Raw genomic sequence first — 22,130 nt, 5'->3', positions numbered from 1 at the left:
GAATCGGCCAGCATGAGTACGGTTAGATTGCCTCTATCGCTTCGTTGAGGAAGGAGGCGTGGGTGGAGCATCGGATCACCATCGGCGGAGTGGTATTCTTCGCCGTGGTCGGCGTCGGTCCGGCTGCGTTCGCCGATCCTTCCCCCGAGGGGGCCGAGCGCGTTGCGCCCGGCGCGGTCGCGGTCGACACGGCGGCTTCCGCCGCGCCGCGGCAGCCGGGCGCGGTCGCGGTCGACACGGCGGCTTCCGCCGCGCCGCGGCAGCCGGGCGCGGTCGCGGGCGACACCTCGGCTTCCGCCGCGCCGCGGCAGCCGAGCGCCGCGGAGCTCGCGTCCGCGCGGCACCTCTTCTCGCTCGGCCTCGCCGCGGAGGACCAGGGACGATGGGCGGAAGCGCTCGAGATCTACGAGCGCATCAGCAAGATCGTCGTGTCACCGCCGCTCTGGTACCACCTCGGCGTCTGTCACGAGGCCCTCGGCCACGTCGTCGAGGCGCTCAACGCGTTTGAGCTCGCCACGTCCGGCGCGACCGCGCGGAAGGAGCTCGCGCTCGCCAGGGAGTCGCGGTCACGCATCGAGAAGCTCCGCGCGAAGACGTCGCAGATCGTCCTCCGGCTGCCCGAGGACGCGACCGGCGTGCGCGTCGAGATCGACGGCGAGCCGATCCATCCGGCGCTCGTCGGCGCGGCCATCCTCGTGAGCCCCGGGGCGCGGCGGATCGCGGTGAGCGCCGAAAATTACGCAGCGCGCTTCGAGGCCACGGTGCAGGCCGAGACGGGCGCCGTCGTCGAGCTGCAGGCCGAGCTCGGCCGCAAGCGAGCGCTCGCGGCCTTGCGGCCGATCGCGCCGGCTCGCCCTGCGCCGCTCCGCGCGCCCGCGCCGGACGCGGGCGTCCCGGCGGTGGCCGTCCTGGGGGCGGCGGCCGCGCTCGGCGCCGCCGCCGTGGTCACGGGCGTGATGGCCTACGACGTGCGGCACACCTTCCTGAAGAAGAACGCGAACCCCGCCCCGGGCTCGATGGCCGAGCGGCAGGCGCTGCGCGACCGCGGGCAGGCGCTCGCCGTCACGAGCACGGCGCTCACCGGGGCGGCCCTCGTCGCGGGCGGCTTCGCCGCGTACCTCTTCTGGCCCTCCCCGTCGCCGCGCGCGGCGCCCGAGCGCGCCGCAGGTCCGCGGCCTTCGCCCGCGCCGCGCGCCCCCGGCCTGACGGCCCTCTCGCCGTGGGTCGGCGCGGACGGCGCCGGCGTCGCCGTGCAGGGAGCGCTGTGAGCCGCGCGCGCCGCCTCGGAAGGGGCGCCGTCGCGGCGCTCGCCCTGGCCTGCACCGGGGTGGGCGCGTGCGCCTTCATCGCGCCGTTCCCCGAAGTCGCGGTGGACCCGGTCAGCGAGGGGGGAGGCGGCGCCGGCGGGTTCGGCGTCGGCGGGTCCGGCCCCGGCGGGGCCGGCGGGGGCGGCTCGAGCGCGGAGGTCTGCACCCCCGGCGTCGCGACGGCCTGCTACGCGGGGCCGCGGGGCACCGAGGGCGTCGGCCCCTGCGCGGCCGGCGTCGCCACGTGCAACGACGACGGGACGGACGTCGGCGCCTGCGTCGGCCAGGTGCTGCCCGCGTTCGAGAGCTGCACGGGCGCGGACGAGAACTGCGACGGGCGGGCGTGCACCGGCGATCCCGTGCAGAGCGTCGCGCTGGGCGGCACCGGCGCGCAGCAAGGCCTCGGCGTCGCCGTCGGCGAGGACGCCGTCGTGGTGGTCGGGTCGGCCTCCGGCAGCACCGATCTCGGCGCGGGCCCGTCGGACGAGCTCGGCTCGCTCGCCGAGCCGGACGCCTTCCTCGTCACGTTCTCCCGCGACGTCTCCACGCGCGAAGGGCGCTTCCGGTTCGGCCGCCGCTTCGCGGACACCGTCGCGCAAGGGGTCGCGCTCGCCCCGGGCGGCGACGTGGTGCTCGCGGGCAGCGCGTCGGGCGACGTCAATTTCGGCGGCGGCCTGCGCGAGGGCCACGGCCGCCGCCCCGACGTCGTCGTGGCGCGGTTCGACGCCTCCGGGGCGCACCAGTTCAGCCGGCGCTTCGGCGACAACGACACCCAGCGCGCCACGGCCGTCGCCGTGGACGCGGCGGGGAACGCGTACGTCACCGGCGAGTTCCGGAGCACGCTCGACTTCGGCGAGAACAGCCACGGCGAGCGCTTCCTCCTGAAGAGCCAGGGCAAGAGCGACGTGTTCCTCGCCAAGCTCGACGCCGCCGGCAACGTCTGCTGGGCCAGGCAGTTCGGCGACGCCGCGGATCAGGCCGGCACCGGCGTCGCCGTCGACGGCCATGGCGACATCGTCCTCGTCGGCCGCTTTGCCGGGAGCGTCGACTTCGGGGGCTACGGGAACGGGCTCTCCACCGACGCCAAGAACGACCTGTTCATCGCGAAGCTCGACCCGTCGGGCGACCACGTCTGGAGCAAGTCGGCCAACGCGACCAACGACGCCGAGGCGCTCGGCGTCGCGGTCGACGGCGCGGGCAACGTCGTCGTGACCGGCTCGTTCCGCTCGTCGGTCACCGTCGGCGAGTCGGTGCGCACGAGCGCGGGCGACAAGGACATCCTCGTCATCCGGCTCGACGAGAACGGCGTCCTCCAGTGGTGCGAGGACTTCGGCGACGACGCCGACCAGGAGGGCGCCTCGGTCGCGACCGATCTGGCCGGCAACATCGTCGTGACCGGCTGGTTCAGGGGGACCATCGAGCTCGGCGACAGGGTGCGCTCGGCCACGGGCGCCTCCGACGCGTTCGTGATGAAGCTCGCCCCGGCCAGCGACCCGATGTGGCTGCGCTCGTTCGGCGACTCGAGCGAGCAGCAGGGCGCCTCCGTCGCCGTCGATCGCCTCGGCCACAGCTGGGTGACCGGGCGCTTCGACGGCGTCCTCGATCTCGGGATCGGCGCGATCGCGAGCGGCGGCGCCGCCGACGCGTTCCTCGTCCAGCTCGGGCCGTGAGCGCCGCGCGCCGGCGGCTCACTCGCCGGCGAGCGGGTAGATCGGCCGGATGTCGATCGGGATCCCCTCGAGGCCGCCGAGCGCCTGCCGCATCGGCTCCGAGACCTCGCCGTACCGCGCGAGGAGCTCGCCGGCGGCCTGCTTGTCGCCGCGGTGCTGCACGAGGCAGAGATCGCGGACGAGGCGGGCGATGGCGGCCTCGAGCTCCGCGGCGTCGACGGTGAAGCGCCGGGTCGCCGGGTCGAAGCGGGCGGCGCCCTCCTCGAGGAAGCGGTTGATCTGGAGCGCGGCGCCCTTGCCGTGCGCCTCGGCCACGCCGAAGCGGGTGCTCCGGAAGAGCCCCGCGAAGTAGGAGACGAGGAGCTTCTCCCGGAAGTCTCCGGCGAAGTGGCCTCGCTGGATCATGAAGAGGACGTTGTAGGCGCCCATCACGTCGGCCTTGGCCTCCTCGATGGCCGAGTAGGCCGCGCCGAGCGCGAGCCGCACCTCGACCCGCTCTCCGGAGGCCCGCGTGAACGCCGGGCCCAGGCTGTGCGAGAGCTCGTGGAAGAGCGTCTCGTTGAAGAACGCGTCGGCGGACAGGTGCGCGAGCTGCGCCGGGTCGAGGATGCGCTCGGCGATGGGCCGCATGATCAGCTCGAACTTCGTCTCGATGACGTTGCGGAGCAGGACCTTCTTGGCGCCCTTCTCGGCGCGGACGCGCTCGTCGTTCGGCAGGTTGAACGCGATCGTCTGGACCGATTTGCGGGCGTCGCCGGCGCTGAAGACCAGGTCCACCACCTGGATGGGGCTCTCTCCGCCGCGCTGGGTCTTCACCTCGTCGGGGATGGGCAGGTTGCGCTCCATCTCCGGGAGGAGCTCCTTGTACTTGGAGAGCCTCCGGGAGGCCTCCGGGTCGCTCACCGTGACGAACGCCTCGAACGAGGCCTTGAGGCCGAGGAGCTCGTCCTCGTAGGTCTCGTAGGGGCCGATGGTCACCTCGACCGGGCTGTCGAGGTCCATCCAGTCCTTGTCGGAGGCGTAGTAGTCGTCCGACCGGAACGCCGCGGCCCGGGATCTCAGGAACCTGCGCAGGCTCTCGTTCGCCGTGAGCGTCGCGGCCTCCTCGAGGAGCGCGCCGGCGGGGCCGAGCCACGCCGCGTAGGCCTGGCTGTACGGCACCGCGACGAGCCCGCCCTGATCGCGGCGGATGAGCGTGAACAGGCCCTCGAAGGCCTCCTTGTCGCCCGGGTGCCGGTCGATCCACGCGCGGAGCTCGTCGGCCGAGAGATCTTCCGGGTAGAAGCCGGCGCCGGGCGGACGAGGCCTGTCGATGGCGAAGGGGCGGTGGTGATCCTGCCGGTCCCACGGGCCCCGCATGATGTCGAAATAGGCGAGCCGGTCCCGGCCCTCCGGGGTGGCGTCCGCGAGGAGCCGCTCGCGGAGCTCGGGGTTCCCGGCGTAGGCCTGGCGATCGAACACGGGATCGAGCCGTCGCGAGGCCTCGATGAGCTTGTCGAGCGCCCTCCGCTCGGGCTCGGGGAGCGCGCTGACGTCCGCGGTGAGCGTGGCCGGCGCGAACTGCTTGACCTTGTCGGACGACATCGGGACCTCCTAGGGGCGAACTCCGGCGATCTCCGGACGGTTCAGGGTCAGCCCGCCGGGACCGGGTGCGCGTCGCGGTACTCGCGGACGGCCTGGGCCTCGTCGACGGCGTGCTTGAACCCGGTGGCGGCGCGGAAGGCGGCGCTGTCCACGACGACGGGGTACTTGATGTGGGTCAGCGCCGCGCGCGGGAGCTTCGGCAGGCCGAAGCGGCCGAGCGCGTTGCGCAGCACGAACTCGGGGAGGGGGACCGCCACCCGTCCCGCCGCCCGGATGATGAGCGACAGGGGCACGGGCTGCGGACCCGAGACGTTGTAGACGCCGCGGATGCGCTTCTCGAGGGACAGGCAGATGGCGGTCACGACGTCCTGCTCGTGCATGAACTGGAACAGCGGGTCGAACCCGAGGACGTACGGGACGTGGGGCCCGCGGAGGAAGCTCGCCAGCGTGCCGTGGCCGGTCGGGCCGAGCGTGTAGCACATGCGGAGCACGGTCGTGCAGAGCTCGGGAGCGCGCCAGAGCGCCGTGCAGGCGTACAGATCGGCGGCCACGAGGTCGGCGAGCTCGGGAAAGGTGGACACCGCCATCGGCGGATCCTCTTCCTTGTGGTAGAGCGGCGACTCGGGGCCAGCGCCGTAATACGTGTGTCGTCCGACGAAGATCACGTGCTCGACGCCGCAGGCGCGGCTGTTGTCGAAGACGACGCGCGTGCCGCCGAGGTTGATCCGATACCGCTCCTCGGTCTGCTCCACGAGGTGCGTCACGGTCGCCATGTGGATCACGGCCTGGGGACGGCTCTTGCGGAACACGTCCTCGGCGGCGCGCTTCTGCAGATCCACGTTGTGCATCTCGACGCCGGCCGGGGCGTCCGGCCAGGGCCGGCGGTCGATGCCGATCACCTCGTGCCCCTCCTCGAGGAGGCGCGCCGCGACCATGCGGCCGAGCTGGCCGGTGATTCCAGGGATGAGGACCCTCATGCGCCCTCCTTCGACGACGCGGGCAGCGCGGCGCCGCGCTGATCCAGCGCGAGCTTGCTGCGGCGGCGCCGCCGACCCGCCTCGATGAGCTCGGCGATCCGCGCCTTCACCTGCTCCACGTGGCCGGCGATCACCTCGTCTTCCTCCGCGCCGGTGCCGGCGAACGTCATCGGCTCGCCATAGGTGATCTCCAGCTGGACCGGCAGCGGGGCCGGCACGAGGTACGGCGTGATCGGGATATACGGCACCCCGAACAGCCGGCCGATCGTGTACGAGTTGGCGACGGTGGGCACCGCCTCGCCGCCGCCGACGAAGCCGAACGGGATGATGGGCGTGCCCGTCTTCATCGCGAGCCGGACGAAGCCCGACCCGAAGTGCACGAGCGAGTTGCGCTCGCTGTAGAGCTTGGCGGTGCCGCGCGCCCCCTCCGGGAACACCATGAGCAGCCGCTCGTCCTCGAGCAGGCGGCTCGCGTGCTCGGGGAGGCCGGTGAAGTGCCCTGTGCGGCTCGACCAGAGCGAGGTGAACGGGAGGCGATTGATGAATTTCTCCGCCATCCCCTCGGCCAGCCGCGGCGGATCCATCGCGAAGAACATCGACGCGACCACCATCGCCCCGTCGATGGCGACGCCGCCCGAGTGGTTGCCGACGAGCATCGCGCGCCCGCGCGCGGGGACGTTCTCGATGCCTGTCACGCCCACCGAGAAATAATGATGATAGAAGAAGTCGAGGAGAGAGAAGAAGAGGCCCAGGTGCTTCCGGGAGATGCCGTAAGGATCGACCCCGAAGCTGTTGAAAGGGATCTCCAGCCGCTGGACGCGCTGGGCAATCGAGTCGCTGACGAGCAGTGTCAAGGGGCACCCTCCGGAGGCTGCGGCGCCCGGAGGGTACGCGCGATCGGGCGGGAAGCACAACCTCCGCCGGCCGGCGCAGGAGGCGGCCGGGCTGCGCCGCGCCGGCGCGAGGCGCCCATGGATCACGCGCTGTGCGCCCGAGCGCTCGCCGTTCACGTGGAGGATCCCATTTCGAAACATAACGCGCCGCGGCGGCGCCGTGGCCGCGGCGTTTCTGAGCGCTCGCCGCGGGATCGGGGCGCGGCGGTTGAGCGGCCGCGCGGTCCGCGGTATGGGGTCGGCCATGTCGAGCCGACGCCGCGCACCCGAGCTCCCGGGCAGGCCGCCCTCCGCCCCCGCGCCGGGAGGGCGCCGCCGCGAACCCCGGGGGGTCGCCCTGTGACAGCGCTCGTGATCCGCCGGGCGGCGCCCGCCGACGTGGAGATCATCGCGGCGAACAACCGGGCCATGGCGCTCGAGACGGAGGGCAAGGTGCTGGACACCGCCACCACCCTCCGCGGCGCCGCCGCGCTGATCGCGGATGAGACCAAAGGGTTCTATCTGGTCGCCGAGCGCGCCTCCGAGGTGGCTGGGCAGCTGATGGTGACCTACGAATGGAGTGACTGGAGAAACGGCACTTTCTGGTGGATCCAGTCCGTCTACGTGTCGCCCGCGGCGCGGCGCAGCGGGGTCTTCCGGGCGCTGTACCGGCGAGTCCACGAGATGGCGGCGGACGCGGGGGACGTATGCGGCATCCGCCTCTACGTGGAGACCGCGAACGCGCGTGCGCAGTCGACCTATGTCGCGCTCGGAATGAAGCGGTCGCACTACGAGCTCTACGAGCTCGATTTGGACTTCGGCTCGTCCTGAGGTGTCCGGCCGTCCTGGTTCTGGGCGGGGGGGACGACCGCGGGCATCGACGGCCAGGAGCCCTTGACGAGGGCGCGCATCGCGGCCGTCTTCAGCGCGACCTCCGAGGGATCGAGGAAGACGCCGAGGGCCTGGCGGATCTGGGGGAGGGACCGGATGAGATCGGCAGGCGTCATCGCGTCGGGCGGCGACACGCCGCTCCGCTCGCAGGCCTCCTGGATGATCTTCCTGGCGAACGCGGGCGCGAGGCCGCAGCACTCGACCACCTGCTCGAAAAGCGAGCGCATGAGCTGGTTCCCCCGGGGTAACGTCTGACGCGCGGCGCGTCTTTCACTTGGGCGAGCACATACCGCCCCACGACAAGAATAGCCTACCTCCTATGTCGCGCTCGTGAGACGGCGACTGACGTTCTGCTGGTTTTCGCGGCGATGTAGGTGCGGCAGCGACGCGTTCCATGGCTGACAGCGCGACCTCGGCTCGCGCGGCCTGCGCGAGCCGGAGGGCGATGGCGGCCGCCGGAGCATTGGACGGGCCTCCATGGCCGGAGTGTTGGACGGGTCGGCAAAAAGGATCATCGCCGGGCGGGCCGCGCGCGTGAGGATCGCTGCGCCGGCGCGCAGGCGCAGCGCGCCGCGTCTGTCCAGCGTTGACGTCCGGGGACGCAGGTGCGCCGATGGCGTCTCGCGACGCCTCGTGACATCGCGCGTTACCTCCTCGCGGGCCGGCGCGTGATCACTCGCTGGCCGGCGCGTGATCACCTCGCTGCTTGACGCATCGCCGCCCCGCTGGCGGGCGCGTCACCGCCCCGCTGGTCGGCGCGTCACCGCCCGCTCATGGGCGTGTCACAGCCCCGAGGGTTTGAAGGGGGTCCGGGAGGTCGCCCGCGGAGCGCTCCGCTTCGGCTCCGTCGCCTTCGGCGCCGCGGTGCGGACGGCCGGCGAGCGGGGGGCAGGCTTCGCCGTCGAGGCGGTGGATCCGCCCGCTGTGCGCGTGTCCGGCCGACCCGTCCTGGGCTTGACGGCCACGGGCGGGGTCGCTCTGGGCGCCGGCCGCGGGACGGCGTTCGTCGCGCGGTTGGCGGTGGGAGCAGGGCCATGCGCGGATCTGCCCAGCGCGGAGCCCTGGACGGCGCGGCCGGCAGCGGGGGCATGGGCGGAACCGACGGGGGAAGGGCTGTGCGCGGCTCGGCCGGGGGCGGGGACCTGGCCGGCGCCGCCGGGGGCGAGAGCCTCGACGGCCCCGGCGGGCTGCCCTGGCGCGGCGGCGTGGACCGTCGCGCCGTCGGCCACGGTCGCGGGCAGGTGCGGCGAGCTCGGGAGGACCGGGGCGCTCTCCGCCGCTTCTCGCGCGGCGGGCTCGCGCGCGCCGAAGGCGAAGAAGGCGCCCACGCCGGCCGCGAGCGCGACCGCGCAGACGCTGGCGATCACGCTGCGGCGCACGAGGTGCTGCCGGCGGAACACGGGCTCCGAGACGACGGCGCCGAGCCCCGGCGCGCTGCCCTCGGCGCTCGAGAGGTCCGGCGCCGGCCCGAGGATCTGCAGGCCGAGCGGAGAGCGGTCGCTCAAGGGAGCGCTCTGGCTCAGCGGCTCGCCCAGGGGGGCGCGCTGGGTCAGCGGCTCGCCCAGGGGAGAGCGCTGGCTCAGCGGCTCGCTCCGCGGAGAGCGCTGGCTCAGGGGCAAGGGCTCGCTCCGAGGGGAGCGCTGGCTGAGCGGCGAGCGCCCCGACAGCGGCCCGGACCTCGGGCCCGACGCGGGGCCGCTCCGCACGCTGATGGGCGCGGTGAGGTCGCGCAGGCCGACCTCCTTGATGAGCGCCTCCACCGCCCGGGGCGACGACACGGCGAGGCCCGGCGTCTGCGCGGCCGCCTCTTCCAGCGTCTCGGCGAACGCCGCCGCGGTCGGGAACCGGTCGTCCGGGTCGGCGCGCAGCGCGCGCATGCAGATCGTGTCGAGCGCGGCGGGGACCGACGGCACCACCGCGCGCGGACCAGCGGGCGGGCCCTTCAAGATCTGCGCGATCAGCGCGCCGTCGTTGTCGGCCTTGAACAGGCGCTCCTCCGTGAGCATCTCCCAGAGCACCACGCCGGCCGAGTACACGTCGCTGCGGCGGTCGACCTGCTCGCCCTGGATCTGCTCGGGCGCCATGTACGAGAGCTTGCCCTTGAGCGCGTTCCCCTGCGTCGACATGAGCCGCGTCTCGGCGCGCGCCACGCCGAAGTCGGTGATGCGCGAGACGCCGTCGATGCCGACGATCACGTTCTGCGGCGAGACGTCGCGGTGCACGAGGTTGAGCGGCTCGCCCTCGGAGCCGGTGAGCTCGTGCGCCGCGTGCAGGCCCGCGAGCATGTCGAGGAAGATGCGGAGCACGATCCCGATGGGGACCCGCCGCTTCGCCCGCGCGCACGTGCGGAGCAAGAGGTGCAGCGACGGGCCCTCGATGTACTCCATGACGAGGAACAGCGGGTCCTCGACGAGATCGAACGTGGCGACGACGTTGGGGTGGCGGACCCGCGCCGCGAGGCGCGCCTCGTCGAGGAACATCGCGACGAACTCGGGCTCCGCCGCGATGTGCGGGTGCATCATCTTCAGGGCGACGAGGCGCTCGAACCCGCCGGCGCCGATCGCCCGCCCGAGGTACACGGTGGCCATGCCGCCCGACGCAATGGCGCGCAAGCTCTCATAGCGGCCAGCGTGCAAGGTCACACGACCAGGCTACACCATGCGTGGTGCGTTCTCCACGAGTCATGCGCCGCATCTCCACGTGTGTGTGCCTGCGCGTGCGCGCGCGCGGGCACGCACACGGCCACGACGAAAACCCGATTTCCTCCCGATGTGAGGCGCGCTACGACCGATCGCCGACAGCCTAGGCTCACGTGATCCTTCGGTCGGCGATCGGCGGCGATGGCGCATGCGCGCGGGGGCGCGTGGCAGGCTCGCGCGCGGGCGCGGAGGAGGCGGAGGAGGCCGCGCGATCAGCTCACGATCGGCAGCCGCCTGGCCGCCGGTCGCGCGCGCGGGCCGCCCTGCTCGCGCTCGCGCAATGCGAGATCGTGCTCGATGATCGTTAGGGGATTCTCGTAGGTCGGTAGAGGGAGATCCTTATTCTTTGCGTACACGGGGTGCCGGCCGTGCTTCTTGTACCATTCGGCTACCGTGGCATTGGCCTTCATCTTCTCGAGGATGTTCCGCCACCCGGCGCCGGTGTTGTACGCGCAGAAGCTGATCTCGCCGAGCTGCGTTCCGTACGGAATGATGCACATCTCGGTGCGGCGGAAATCGTAGTTGAACAGGTCCTGGAACCACATGCCCGCCACGAACAGGACCCGCCACTCGTAGTCGCGCGCGTCGCCCTCGCCGGCGTGCGCGGCGCCCGTCTGGCTCATGAACTGCTTCACCAGGGTCGCGAGGTGGAAGTTCGGCGGCGCCTTCTCGGGCCGGTAGCGGCGCAAGAGCGCGGCGACGACCTGCGCCTTCGTGAGCGCGCGGCCGCGCCCGGCGTCGAAGATCGCGCGCAGGTCGGCGAGCAGCCCCTCGACGTCGATGAAATCGAGCAGCGGGACCACCTGCTTCGTCTTCTTGTGGACGAACAGCGCGGTCCCGATCCCGCAGTTCGGGTGGCACCCGCAGTTGAGCTGGCCCCAGTCCTTGTCGGGGCCGTCGAGCAGATCGGTCACGTTGCCGAAGGGGCTGAGCGCCGACAGGGGGAACCAGTCGCGGAGCGGGTCGGTCACGCCGGTCTGCCGGGCGACGTCGTGCGCGAGGTGGCTCAGCGTGTAGCGCTGCTTCTCGCGCAGCTCGTCGGAGATGTCCTCGTCGCGGCCGGTGAAGCTGACCGGCTGGAAGCTGACGACCGTGATCTTGTCGGCGTTCTGGACCGCGAAGTCGATGATCGGGCCCACCTGGTCGTTGTTCACGCCGTTGACGATCGTCACGACCAGGATGACGTCGATCCCGGCGGCCGAGAGCTCCTCGATCGCCCGCAGCTTCACGTCATAGAGGTTCGCGATCTTCCGGTGGCCGTTCGCGGCGTTCGTCACCCCGTCGAACTGCAGGTACGCCATCCGGAGGCCCGCCTCCTTGGCCTTCCTGGCGAAGCCCGGCTCCTCCGCGAAGCGGAGCCCGTTCGTCGCGCACTGCACCGCGAAGTACCCCTTCTGGCGCGCGTACCGGATCGCGTCGAGGAAATGCGGGCTCAGCGTCGGCTCGCCGCCGGAGAACTGGATCGACATCTGGCGGCGCGGGCGCACCTCCGCCGCGTCGTCCAGGATGCGCGTGATCTCCTCCCACGAGAGCTCGTGCACGTAGCCGACCTGATTGGCATCCATGAAGCACGGGTCGCACATCATGTTGCAGCGGTTCGTCAGATCGACCGTGAGCACCGAGCCGCGGCCGTACCGGATGGTGCTCGAGCCGTGGTTGTGGATCCTGTCCGGCGTCATCTCGACGTCGCGGCCGCCGAACAGGCGCTCGATCCGGGCGAGGAAATCCGGGTCGATCGAGATCGTGTCCGAGAAGGAGCCGTGCTTCGGGCACGTCTTCTCCATGACGACGCGGCCGTCGCGCGCGACGATGCGGGCGCGGATCTCCCCGGGCTTGTCATGGATGAGCTTGGTCCAGTCCGCCCTGCCACTCAGGATCTCGGCGCGCGCCTCCTTGACGCAGCGCGGGCACAGGCTGTCCGTCTCGCGAGGCCAGCCGAGCGGGGGCTTCGAGCGCTCGCCGCCCCGCGGGATCGGCTTGTCGCTCCACTTCGGGTGGAACGGCTTGGGCTCGCCGCCGAGCCGGCTCAGATGCTGCAAGAGTGGCCACGCCTTGTTGGCCGATACCGTGATGGCCTTTTCCAGTGTCCGTACCAGGTCGATCAAGCGTCACCTCGCTCACAGGCGCATTTCGCGGCCGCACCGTAGGTCGACCTAGCGCGTGCTTCCATCAAATTCCAGGCTCGTCACGCCGCGTTGGCGCGCCCTCCGCGGCTCAGCCCGGGGAGTGACAGCGGGCCGTCGATCGCGGGATAGTACGGGGCGCGTATGCGATTCCTCCCTGGAACCCACCGCGCCCTGGGCCTCGCCGCGGCGCTCGCGGTCGCGGCGGTGGCGGGCGCGGCCGTGGCGCAGCCGGTCGCGCGGTCGCCCCGGCCCGCGGAGGACAGCGGCAGGGCCGAGGCCGGCGCGGCGCCGCTGCGCGGCAGCCTCGGCGTGCCCGTCGCCGAGCGGCTGCTCGCGTCGAGCGACCCCGAGGCGCGGCTGCGCGGCATCGAGCGGCTCGGCGCGATCGGCACCGAGGAGGCGGTGACCGCGCTGCTCGCCGCGGTCGATCAGGGGGGCCCGGCGGCGCGGGATCCCAGGGCGCGCCTCGCGGCGGCGCGGGCGCTCGCCCCGCACGCGCAGCGCGACAGCGTGCGCCAGCTCCTCTCGCGCGAGCTCTCGGAGGGCGGCGGCCCGGCGCGCGGCGCCGCCTCCCCGCTCGGCGAGGTGCTGCGCGGCACCGCCGCCCTCGCGCTCGCGCGCACCGGGGAGCGGCGCGCGCTCGGCGCGCTCGTGAACGCGATCGTGCAGGGCGGGGCCGCGGGGGAGGCCGCCGCGCTCGCCCTCAAGGCGTACCCGCCCGAGTCGCTCCAGCTCCTGCTCGGGAGCCGCAAGCGGCTCGAGCCCGCGCTCGTGAGCTTCCTCGGCGAGCTCGGCGATCTCCGGGCGATCGCGGCGCTGCGGCCGATGCTCGAGGGCGGCGACCGGGCGGCGCAGGTGGCCGCGGCGCGCGCCCTCGCGCGGCTCGGCGACGAGGCGGCGCTGGCCAAGGCGCGCGCGTGGCTGAGCAAGCCGGAGCCGGGGCTCTTCGAGGCGACCGTCGAGATCCTCGTCCACCTCGGCGCGCCGGAGGCGCCGGACGCGGTGGCCTCGCTGCTCGGGTCCGAGCTGGGCCGGCTCGAGGGGCTCAGGCTGGCCGAGCTCGCCCCGGCGGAGCGGCTCGTGCCGGCGCTCGCGCGCGCGCTCCCGCTGCTCCCGGAGGACGCGCGGCCGCGCGCCGTCGCGGCGATCGGCCGCGCGGGCGGCGCGGAGGCGGCGCGGCAGCTGCGCCGGCTGACGCTCGAGCGCCCGGAGCTCGCGACGGCCGCGGCGTTCGCGCTCGCGACGATGCCCGGGGCCGAGGCGCGGGCCGCCGTCGCGGAGCTCGTCGACGGGCCGCGCGCCGCGAAGGACGCGGAGCTCCGCAGGCTCGGCCTGCGCGCGGGCGTGGTGCGCGGGCTCGCGCTGCGCGACGCGCCCGGGTCGCTCGAGGGGCGGCTCCTCGCCGCGCTCGCGGCGCCGAAGGGGTCGAGCGATCGCGCCGTCGGGGTGTTCGGGGCCGTGGCGCTCGGCCTCCGCGACCCGCTCGAGGCCGTCGGCGGGTGCGCTCCGGCCTCGTGCGATCGCGCGGCGGTCCACGCGGCGGCGCGCGGCGCGCTCGCGCGGGGCGAGCGCGCCCTCGCCGCGCTCGCCCCGCTGTTCGCGGAGCTCGCCGCGCCCGGCGGCGGCGCCGCGCCGGGCGGCGACGACGCCGCGCCCGACGCGGCGGCGGTCTCCGCCGGCGTCGCGCTGCTCGCGGAGCCTCGGGGCGGCGCGGTCGCGACCTCGCGGCTCGCCGCGCTCGCGGAGGCGGGCGGCCCGCTGTCGCCGCTCGCGGCGCGCGCGCTCGCGGCCCGCGACGACGAGGTGGTCCGCGGTAGGCTCAAGCGGCTGCTCGAGGGGAGCGATCCGGTCGTGCGCGCGCACGTCGCGCTCGGCCTCGGGAGCGACCCGTTGCCCGACAGCGTGTCGCTCCTCGCGCGCGCCTACCGCTTCGAGGACGACCCCGCGGTGCGCCGCGCGATCGTCCGCGGGCTGTCTCGGCGCACCGAGGTGCAGCGCCGGCGCGTCCTGCTCGCGGCGCGGGATCTCGATCCCGACGAGGGGGTGCGCGCGCTCGCGCGGGCCGCGCTGTCCGGCGCCGGCGGGCCGGCGCTCGATCCGCCGCGCGCCGCGCTGGCCACGGGGGTGGTGTGGATCGCGATCGTCCCGAACGACCAGGGCGCGGCCGCGAGCGCGTCGTCGCGTCCGGCGCGGCTCGTCCGCCCGGATGGGCTGGCGGTCCCGGTCGTGGCCGATCCCGACGGCGTGCTCCTCGTGCCGGCGGTGCCGCCCGGGGTGAGCTCCGTCCTGCTTGCGCCGGCCGCACCCCCGGGGGACGCTGGCTCATGACGACGATGAGCAACGCGACGGACGAGAGCCGCACGGGCGAGGGGCCGGGCGAGGGACCCGGCGTGGAAGCCGGCGTGGACTCCGGCGTGGGATCGCGCGCGGAGCCCCGCGCCGCGGCGTCTCTGGCCGAGGGCGACCGCGCTCCCGCGAGCGGCGACAAGGCCGCGGGCGCGATGTCGTTCGAGGAGTCGACGCGCCGCCTCGCGAAGATCGTGGCGGAGCTCGAGGGCGGCGATCTGCCGCTGGAGCGCGCGCTGTCGCTCTTCGAGGAGGGCATCCGGCTGTCGCGGTCGGCGCAGGAGCGGCTCGACCGCGCGGAGAAGCGCGTCGAGGAGCTGCTCGGGATGGACGCCGACGGGCGCCCGGTGACGCGCGAGTTCGAGGGCTGAGCGGAGCAAGGTGAGATGAGGACGGCCGCGGCGCTGATCATCGGCAACGAGCTGCTCAGCGGGAAGATCGCTGACGAGAACCTGTTCGTGCTCGCCGGCACCCTGCGCGCGCTCGGCGTCAAGCTGGAGCGCGCGGTGATGGTGCTCGACGACCTCGAGGTGATCGCCGCCGAGGTGCGGGCGCTCTCGGCGTCGCACGACTGGCTCTTCACGAGCGGCGGCGTGGGCCCGACGCATGACGATCTGACGATCGCGGGCGTCGCGCGCGCCTTCGGCGTGCCGGTGGTCAGCGCGCCCAACATGGAGAGCATGCTGCGCGAGTACTACGGCGACCGGCTCACCGAGGGGCACCTGCTGATGGCGCGCATCCCGGAGGGCGCGCGGCTCGTGACCGGCGGCAGCGCCGCGTGGCCGGCCGTGGTGATGCGCAACGTGTGGATGCTGCCCGGCGTGCCGCAGATCTTCCGGGCCAAGCAGGCGCTCATCCAGGCCGAGCTCTCGGGCGGCACGCCGTTCGTCTCGCTCGCGGTGTTCACGACGCTCGACGAGGGGCAGCTCAAGCCGATGCTCGACCGCGTGGTCGAGGCGCACCGCGACGTCGACATCGGCTCCTACCCCCGGTGGTCCGGCGTCGAGTACCGCACGAAGCTCACGTTCGACGGCCTCGTCGAGGCGAAGGTGCGCGCGGCGCGCGACGCCTTCGCCGCGAGCCTGCCCGCGGAGACGGTCGTCCGCGTCGAGTGACGCGCGCCGCCCTCGCCTCTCCCGGTGAGCCCGGCCGGCGCCGCGCCGTCGGGCTCCTTCGGGGCGCGGCGGCCGACGGGCGGGAGCGGTAGCCGCGTCTCTCCGGCGAGCGGATGCCGACGGGTCTCCGCCGGATGACGACGGGTTCCACCTCGGATGACGATGAACCCCCCGTCGGATGACGGCGGGTACTCGCCCCGATGACGACGTCTCCGGGCCGGATGACGATGGCTCGCCGCCCGATGCCGATGGGTCCCGGCCGGATGCCGATGGGCTCCGGCCGCATGCCGGCGGGCCCCAGCCCCGATGCCGATGGCTCCGGGTCGGATGCAGATGGCTCCCGGGCGGATGACGACGCCATCCACCTCGGATGACGACGGCCCCCTCCCGGAATGACGACGCCCGCCGCCGCGATGCCGACGGTTGCGCGCCGCGCGCTCGCGCGTCGCGCGTCGCGCGTCGCGCTGTCGCCATCCACGGGCACGCTCCCCGGCGCCATGGCCAAAACTTGCCACGCCCTCGACGTGCCGCTCCGCACATCTTTAGCCTGCGCAGATGGCCAAACCTATCTCTCCTCCCGAAGAGACCGATGACAACGATCCCACGCTCGAATCCCTTGCCGAGCGGCTCGGCAAGCCGGAGCCCGGCATCATCGAGGCGTTGCTCGACGGCACGACCGAAGCCCAGCTCGTCGATCGAGGGCGGCAGATCGCCTCCTCGCGCGTCTTGACCGATCTGCGCCGCCTCTACGCGACGGCGCACGCGTGCTGGTCGGGCGCGTCGAAGGAGAAGCGGGAGAAGCTGCGCGGCTTCTCGCCGGAGCTGCTCGCGCTCGCGGTCGACCAAGCGCTCGCGCTGGAGCGGCTGCTCGAGGCGCACGAGAGCGCCGGGCAGAAGAAGGACGCGGCGCGCGCCACGACGGACGCGGCGCTGCGCGAGCGGCTCTCGCGCGCGCTCCTCCTGCGCGACCAGGCCTACGAGGTCCTTCGCGGCGTCGCCGGCTCGGGCAAGGAGGCGCGCGAAGAGCTCGCGCAGGCGGTCGGCACCGCGGAGGATCCGGGCGCGCTCGCGCGCGGGCTCACGCAGCTCGCCGCGCTCGGCAAGCGCTACCTCGCGCAGAAGAAGGGCCCCCTCGCCGTGCGCGCCAAGCTGATGCGGCTCGACCAGGACTACGTCGAGCGCCTCGAAGAGACCGCGAAGGAGCTGATCCAGGCGGCGAAGACCGCGGCCGCGCGCCCCGCGGGCCAGAAGGTCACGGGCGGCGATCTCGACCGGGCCGACGGCATCAACCTGATCCTGCTCGAGCAGATCGTGCGGGTGTTCGAGCGCGCCAACGAGCAGGATCCGACCATCCCGCGGCTCGTACCCATCGCGACGCGGCGGCTGTTCAGCCGGAGCACCAGGAAGAGGGCGACCGAGGCGCCCGGCGGAGGAGGCGGCGCGGCCGGCAGCGGCAGCGCTGGAAGCGGCAGCGCCGGGGGCGCGCCGCAGGACGAGGGGGATCCGCTCGAAGACGACGACGCGCCGGTCTGAGCCAAGAGCGCCCTGATCGGGCCCGAGCGTCGACGGAGGGCTCAGGCTGCAACCTGGGCCCTCTTCCTTTTTGTCACGCCTCCCCGGCGACGTGACGGGTGGGCCATCGCTGGGGCCAGCTCGCATCCATTTCTCGTGGATTCTTATGGATCTGAGTGGCCAGCCAACGTGTTCCTCGGCCGAGCAATGTCCTACCGCTTTCGTGAGGACGCTTGCACCTGAAGAACGGGCGGGCGAGCGTGCGCGGGTGAGAAAAATCGCGGGGTGGATGCAATGAGTATGAAGGAGCGATCCAGACCGAGACGGCGGAGGACGATTCTCGCTGCGGCTGTCGCCGCCGTGACGCTTGGCGCTGTGGCGGCGGGGTGCTTGTGGGAGCGCGAGGATCACACGTTCGGGAGCTTTTGCGCGGCGGCGGTGGGCGGCGAGGAGCATTGCGTGGGCGAGAACCTCGGCCCGGGCGCCGCGTGGAGCCAGGCCGAGAAGGACGGCGCGCTGCCCATCGAGATGTGGGCCACGCGGCCGAACAACAAGACGCTCGACGATATCGTCGCGAGCAGCTATTCGCTCGACGTCTGGTTCGGCCACGTGGACGAGATGATCGAGCACGTGCGGGACGACGCGAGGAACGCCGAGTCGCTGCGGGCGACGCTCGCGGGCAAGATGAAGTCGCTGCTCGGCGAGGCCGCGGACCGCCAGAGAGCGCTGCTCGCGCAGGCGCCGGTCGACGCGGCCGGCAACTTCAAGGCGGCGATGATCGACAGGGCCAGCGCCGAGAGGGAGCCGCTCGCCGCCGCGCTCGCGGCCGACAGGCAGGCAATGGCGGTCGTGCAGGCGATCTTCGACCAGGCCCGGAGCGACGTCGCGCCGTTGCAATCGAAGTACGCGGGCGTCGCGGCGCGCTTCGCCGCCTACCGCGCGAGCGAGGCGGCGGAGACGGCGGCGTACGCGGCGCTCTCGGAGCAGGCGTCGCGGTCGGACATCGACGGCCTCGACGGCGTGGAGCAGGCGGTGCTCGCGGCGGCGCGCGAGGCGAGCCGCGCGCCCGGCGAGCTCACCGCGGAGATCCTGCGGTCGTCGGCGGCGCTCCAGGTCTTCGCGGCCTCCTTCGACGAGGCGATGGCGCCGCACGGCGAGCTCCTCGCCACGCACGGGGCGGTGCCGCCGGACATGACGTCGGGCGCGCTGCGCTCGCTGAACGCCATGCTGGGTTACGTGCAGGGGCGTGTCGCCCGGAGCGACGCGACCGCGGCGGCGCTGCTCGGCGGCATCGCGCTGCGCCGGCAGGCGCTCCGCGTGCTGCAGATGGACGAGGGGGCGCGCGAGGCGATCGCGCGGTCGCGGGCCCGCAAGGCGTCGGACGCCTTCGGGGAGCGTGCGCGCGCGCAGGTCGCGGCGCTGTCGGCGGCGCCGCCGGAGAGCGAGGAGCTCGGGCTGCCGCTCTTGGCCGAGCGGTGCGGGGCGCTCGTGGCGCTGGTGCAGCTGCGGCCTCTCTGCGAGGCGGCGGGGTCGTCGTGGCGCGATGCCGGCTGCGCCGTGCTTCGGGGGCGGTTCGACGCCGCGGAGGCCGAGCTCAGGACGGGGCTGCCGCAGCAGATCGCGGCGGGCCTCGCGGCGCTGCGGGAGAAGGGGATGGCCGCGGCGGCGCTCGATGTGGCGCAGGCGCGGCTCGACGCGGGCGACGTGAAGGGCGCCGCGATGGCGTATGACGCTGCCGTGCGCGGCGCGGAGGGGACATGAGAGGCTCCAAGGACGTAGCGCGGCCTGGCTGGAGCGCCGCGGCGCTGCAGAAGCTCGTCGCGCTGATCGCTGCGGCGGCGTTGGTGGCGCCCTCGTTCGCGTGGGCCGGTACGCCGTACACCCTCGACTGGGTCTCCACCCAGTTCAACCCGGGGTGCCTCACCCCCGAGCTCGCCGTCCCGGGAGCGGCGTACTTCCGCGTGAACCAGACGCCGCTTCCCACCTACGAAGTCCCGGGCGAGTTCGCGTTCCATGACGACGGCTCGGAGAGCAACCGGATGGAGGCGGCGTTCGATTCGGTGCTGCTCGGGATGGGCATGAACGACTTCCACTTCCACGTCAGCAGGGAGGGGGGCGACAACACCTGCGTCGACGCGCGCGAGGTGGTGAACCTCGTGTCGGTGCCGCTCGGGTTGAACAAGCCGCTCTTCGACATCCGGCGCCGCGGGGTGGCGTTCTCCGGCGACACGACCCTCGACCTGAGCCTCGCGGAGATCAACCCGGCGCTGGCGCGCGACATCGAGATCCTGCTGGCCGAGATCGCCAAGGAGCGAAAGGCGCTCGTGGCGAACGCGCCGCGGGTGGAGCGCCTGGCGGAGAAGATGGATTTGCTCCAGCAGCTCGACACCGAGCTGAAGGACCTGGTCGGCCGGCCGCTGGACGAGATCTCGCGGACCGACCTCGACGCGGTCCTGGACCGGTACGAGGACGTGGTCGGCGCAGAGACGCGGGCGGCGATGGAGCAGCTCGTCGACGATCTGAAGAAGAGCGTCAGCGATCTCGAGGACGAGCTCGCGCGGCTGATCGACGAGTTCGGGGCGCAGGCGGACGAGGTGGCGGACCTGGCGACGCAGGACGCGCGCGCCGAGGGGTGGGATCCGGACGACCCGTGGAACTACGCGCTCGGGGAGAGCGAGGTGCCGTGGGTCGAGGTGCCGGACGTCGCGGAGGTGGAGGGGGCGTTCGAGGAGGGGAGGGATCCCTACGCGGCGTACGCGGACGCGGTGCTCGCCGCGCTGGAAGCGGACGTCAGCGGCCGGGTGGTGATCTTTCGCGCGGACTTCGTGGCGAACGTGCGGGCGTGGCGGTCGAACAGCGCGGCGCTGGAGATCGCGCTGCGCGACCGGATGGGGGTGTCGCTGGCGGAGACCAACGCGTTCCTGAACGCGCAGAACCGGATCACCGGGTTCGTGCGGCAGTTCATGGATGCGTCGGACTGGTTCGAGGAGTCGCCGGTGCCGGCGGACCTGCGCGCGGTGGTGGACATGGTGCTGAAGCCGCGGTTCGACACGCTCGCGGACCAGATGAAGGACAACCTCAACCTGTGGACGGGGGGCGGGCTCGACCTGGAGCAGACGCAGCTCTACCAGACGATCAGCGCGTTCGCGGGGGCGATGTCGACGGTCGGCGAAGGCGTCGAGGCGTACGCGGAGGTGATGCAGACGCTGGTGCACGCGACGACGCGCATCGGGGTGGGGTTCGTGCCGGTGGTGGGGCCGGCGCTCGACCTGTGCGAGGCGGTGACGGGCAAGGCGTTCTGCCTGCCGGCCGGGCGAGCGCTGAGCGACGAGGAGCGGATCTTCTCGGGGGTGGGGTTCGGGCTCGGGGCTGCCGTCGGGCCGATGTGGCGCGCGGTCAAGACCAGCAGCGGGCTGCGACCGGCCGCGATCCGGGTGGCAGGGGAGATCGCCGAGATCGAGGAGGCGTTCGCTCAGATTGTCAAGACGAACCGGGTCCGGGGGTACAAGACGCTCACCGGGGCGATCACCAAGTTTGAGGTGGACATCTTCGAGAAAAAGGCCGCCAAGTTCCTGGTAGACGACGGCCGATCGCTCGTCGGCGTCGGCGACGACGGCGTGCGCGAGGTGGTCGGCATTCCGAAACACTCAAGCCCTGGCGGTAGCGAGGGGGCGGCGCCCGACTTCGTATCGATATCCAGCGGATACAGGCTTATCATCAGCGAGGCGAAGGGCGGAACGATCCCGGTCAGGAAGGTACGCGAGCAGCTCACGAACGCGATGAAGGCGCTGAAGGACAAAGGGCTCGATGGAGACGTGGCCCGGGTCGAGCTCATCATGGAGCAGGGTGCGGGTTTCAATGATCCGAACATCACGGTTCGGGACGGCTACCTGTTCAACTGGAAGACGGGCAAGAACGTGACCCTGATAGACTTTGACAAATTCATCATGGTAATCCGGCTATGAGTCGATCAGAACCTTGGTTCTATGCGTGGTGTGACGAGACAGAACGGCTCGACGCGTTCGCTGCGGCACTGTTGGCCCTCGTCAACCCGGGGGCGCTTCTCAGCCTAATGATGAGCCACCAGCAAGGGTGCGAGACGCGCTCCGTGGACGAAGTGCTCGCGATGATTCACGCCCACTTCGGAGGGACGAACAACGCTCACCTAGGGTCTGGCGTGAGGCTGAGCGATTCCGAGCGCGTCATGATGTTCGAGCTCATTTGCTACACCGACGAAAGCGAACGTCTCCATCCTTGGGGCCCGCTCCGCTTGACTGCGGGCGAACGCAGGCGGGATTTTTTCCCGTACGAGATCCTCGTGAGCACCTACGGCCCGCGCTTCGTGGAAGCCGAGGCCGCGGTCGCCTACCACCTGGTTCAGGGTGACATCGAAGACCTCCTGCTCCGCCTGTGCGCGCCGGACGGGAGCGGGCGCGTGCCGACCGGCGCCTGCACGGACGAGGAGGACTGGTTCGCCCCGGTCGAGATGTGCGCGACCTACAACGCGAACGCGGCGGAGCTCGCGCGCGATCTCGCCTTATCGTGGGTGCACCTGCACGACAAGGAGAGCGTCCCGCGCATCGCGGGCATGTCGCTGGAGACGCTGCACGCGCGCGTCGACGCCGCGCCGCGCGGCGCGCGCGTGCCTATGAAAGGCGGCAGCGAGCTCGCGGGCTCGCTCTCGCGCGAGACCGTCCTGAAGGCGCTCGCGACGCCGCCGGCCGCGCTGCTGGATGCGCTCGAGGCCGCTGCGGTGCCCGACGACGCGTGGCGCGCCGCCGAGCCAAAGGCGCACGAGATCATGGAGCTGCTCCGTCAGCTCGACGAAGCCGCCGAGGGCGAGGGGCCGCCGGCCTTTCGGGCAAAGGTCATGTCACCCGGGCATGTCCGCTTCCTCGAAGAGCACGCCCCCTTCCGCGTGCGCCGCCTCCCGAGCGGCGGCGTCGTTCTGGCGACCCACCCCTACCGGACGCTCTGGCCGCTCTGGTCCGACGCGCTCTTCGTGCTCGGCCTGATGTCCTGACTCAGGTC

General features: G+C 72.8%; 16 protein-coding genes. 10 read left to right on the top strand and 6 right to left on the bottom strand.

Features of this window, described 5'->3' with window-relative positions; translation table 11 throughout:
• Positions 1-62: 62 nt before the first annotated feature.
• Both WMF26_RS37965 and WMF26_RS37960 read left to right on the top strand, forming a co-directional pair.
• Positions 63-1,268 (top strand): hypothetical protein, encoded by a 1,206-nt coding sequence (locus tag WMF26_RS37965; protein ID WP_437996701.1) that lies wholly within the window; start codon positions 63-65, stop codon positions 1,266-1,268.
• Complete coding sequence (locus WMF26_RS37960; protein WP_437996700.1) at positions 1,265-2,977, top strand: hypothetical protein; 1,713 nt, start codon at positions 1,265-1,267, stop codon at positions 2,975-2,977. The genes WMF26_RS37965 and WMF26_RS37960 overlap by 4 nt, the downstream gene beginning before the upstream one ends.
• 18 nt (positions 2,978-2,995) lie before the next feature.
• Here WMF26_RS37960 and WMF26_RS37955 read toward each other — a convergent pair whose 3' ends face one another.
• From WMF26_RS37955 to WMF26_RS37945, 3 genes are read right to left on the bottom strand one after another with little or no spacing between them, the layout of a single operon-like run.
• Positions 2,996-4,561 (bottom strand): dipeptidyl-peptidase 3 family protein, encoded by a 1,566-nt coding sequence (locus WMF26_RS37955; protein WP_437996699.1) that lies wholly within the window; start codon positions 4,559-4,561, stop codon positions 2,996-2,998.
• 47 nt (positions 4,562-4,608) lie between these two features.
• Positions 4,609-5,538: an SDR family oxidoreductase gene (locus tag WMF26_RS37950; protein ID WP_061627056.1), complete on the bottom strand. Its 930-nt coding sequence runs from the start codon at positions 5,536-5,538 to the stop codon at positions 4,609-4,611.
• Complete coding sequence (locus WMF26_RS37945; RefSeq protein WP_437333075.1) at positions 5,535-6,392, bottom strand: lysophospholipid acyltransferase family protein; 858 nt, start codon at positions 6,390-6,392, stop codon at positions 5,535-5,537. Before WMF26_RS37945 ends, WMF26_RS37950 begins: the two co-directional genes overlap by 4 nt.
• Positions 6,393-6,770: 378 nt before the next feature.
• Between WMF26_RS37945 and WMF26_RS37940 the strand changes: the two genes are divergently transcribed.
• Positions 6,771-7,241, top strand: coding sequence for a GNAT family N-acetyltransferase (locus tag WMF26_RS37940; protein WP_061627057.1), 471 nt, complete (start codon positions 6,771-6,773; stop codon positions 7,239-7,241).
• Here WMF26_RS37940 and WMF26_RS37935 read toward each other — a convergent pair.
• The 3 genes from WMF26_RS37935 to WMF26_RS37925 all read right to left on the bottom strand — a co-directional run bounded on the left by WMF26_RS37935 (position 7,208) and on the right by WMF26_RS37925 (position 12,039).
• Entirely contained in the window at positions 7,208-7,528 is a 321-nt protein-coding gene (locus tag WMF26_RS37935; protein WP_061627058.1) for a hypothetical protein, read from the bottom strand. The genes WMF26_RS37940 and WMF26_RS37935 overlap by 34 nt on opposite strands.
• A 555-nt stretch (positions 7,529-8,083) precedes the next feature.
• Positions 8,084-9,913, bottom strand: coding sequence for a protein kinase domain-containing protein (locus WMF26_RS37930; protein WP_437996698.1), 1,830 nt, complete (start codon positions 9,911-9,913; stop codon positions 8,084-8,086).
• A 299-nt stretch (positions 9,914-10,212) separates the two neighbouring features.
• Positions 10,213-12,039, bottom strand: coding sequence for a radical SAM protein (locus WMF26_RS37925; RefSeq protein ID WP_437996697.1), 1,827 nt, complete (start codon positions 12,037-12,039; stop codon positions 10,213-10,215).
• Between the two features lie 228 nt (positions 12,040-12,267).
• Between WMF26_RS37925 and WMF26_RS37920 the strand changes: the two genes are divergently transcribed.
• The 7 genes from WMF26_RS37920 to WMF26_RS37890 all read left to right on the top strand — a co-directional run bounded on the left by WMF26_RS37920 (position 12,268) and on the right by WMF26_RS37890 (position 22,122).
• Positions 12,268-14,454 carry a HEAT repeat domain-containing protein gene (locus WMF26_RS37920; RefSeq protein ID WP_437996696.1) on the top strand — a complete coding sequence of 729 codons (2,187 nt, stop codon included), beginning with the start codon at positions 12,268-12,270 and terminating at the stop codon, positions 14,452-14,454.
• Positions 14,451-14,843 carry an exodeoxyribonuclease VII small subunit gene (xseB, locus tag WMF26_RS37915; protein ID WP_437950993.1) on the top strand — a complete coding sequence of 131 codons (393 nt, stop codon included), beginning with the start codon at positions 14,451-14,453 and terminating at the stop codon, positions 14,841-14,843. The genes WMF26_RS37920 and xseB overlap by 4 nt, the downstream gene beginning before the upstream one ends.
• Before the next feature lie 15 nt (positions 14,844-14,858).
• The gene (locus WMF26_RS37910; protein ID WP_437996695.1) at positions 14,859-15,587 is read left to right on the top strand and encodes a competence/damage-inducible protein A; all 729 of its coding nucleotides are present in this window, start codon (positions 14,859-14,861) and stop codon (positions 15,585-15,587) included.
• Positions 15,588-16,142: 555 nt separating this feature from the next.
• Positions 16,143-17,120, top strand: coding sequence for a hypothetical protein (locus WMF26_RS37905; RefSeq protein WP_437996694.1), 978 nt, complete (start codon positions 16,143-16,145; stop codon positions 17,118-17,120).
• 339 nt (positions 17,121-17,459) lie between these two features.
• Positions 17,460-18,860, top strand: a complete 1,401-nt coding sequence (locus tag WMF26_RS37900) for a hypothetical protein (protein ID WP_437996693.1) — start codon at positions 17,460-17,462, stop codon at positions 18,858-18,860.
• Positions 18,857-21,064, top strand: coding sequence for a hypothetical protein (locus WMF26_RS37895; RefSeq protein WP_437996692.1), 2,208 nt, complete (start codon positions 18,857-18,859; stop codon positions 21,062-21,064). The genes WMF26_RS37900 and WMF26_RS37895 overlap by 4 nt, the downstream gene beginning before the upstream one ends.
• Positions 21,061-22,122, top strand: a complete 1,062-nt coding sequence (locus WMF26_RS37890) for a hypothetical protein (protein ID WP_437996691.1) — start codon at positions 21,061-21,063, stop codon at positions 22,120-22,122. Before WMF26_RS37895 ends, WMF26_RS37890 begins: the two co-directional genes overlap by 4 nt.
• Positions 22,123-22,130: the final 8 nt, after the last annotated feature.

Source organism: Sorangium sp. So ce185, from assembly GCF_051526825.1.
In the GTDB taxonomy this organism is placed as follows: Bacteria; Myxococcota_A; Polyangia; order Polyangiales; family Polyangiaceae; genus Sorangium; species Sorangium cellulosum_D.
Note: the sequence above shows the minus strand (reverse complement) of the source record. Positions and strands in the feature narration are given on the sequence as shown.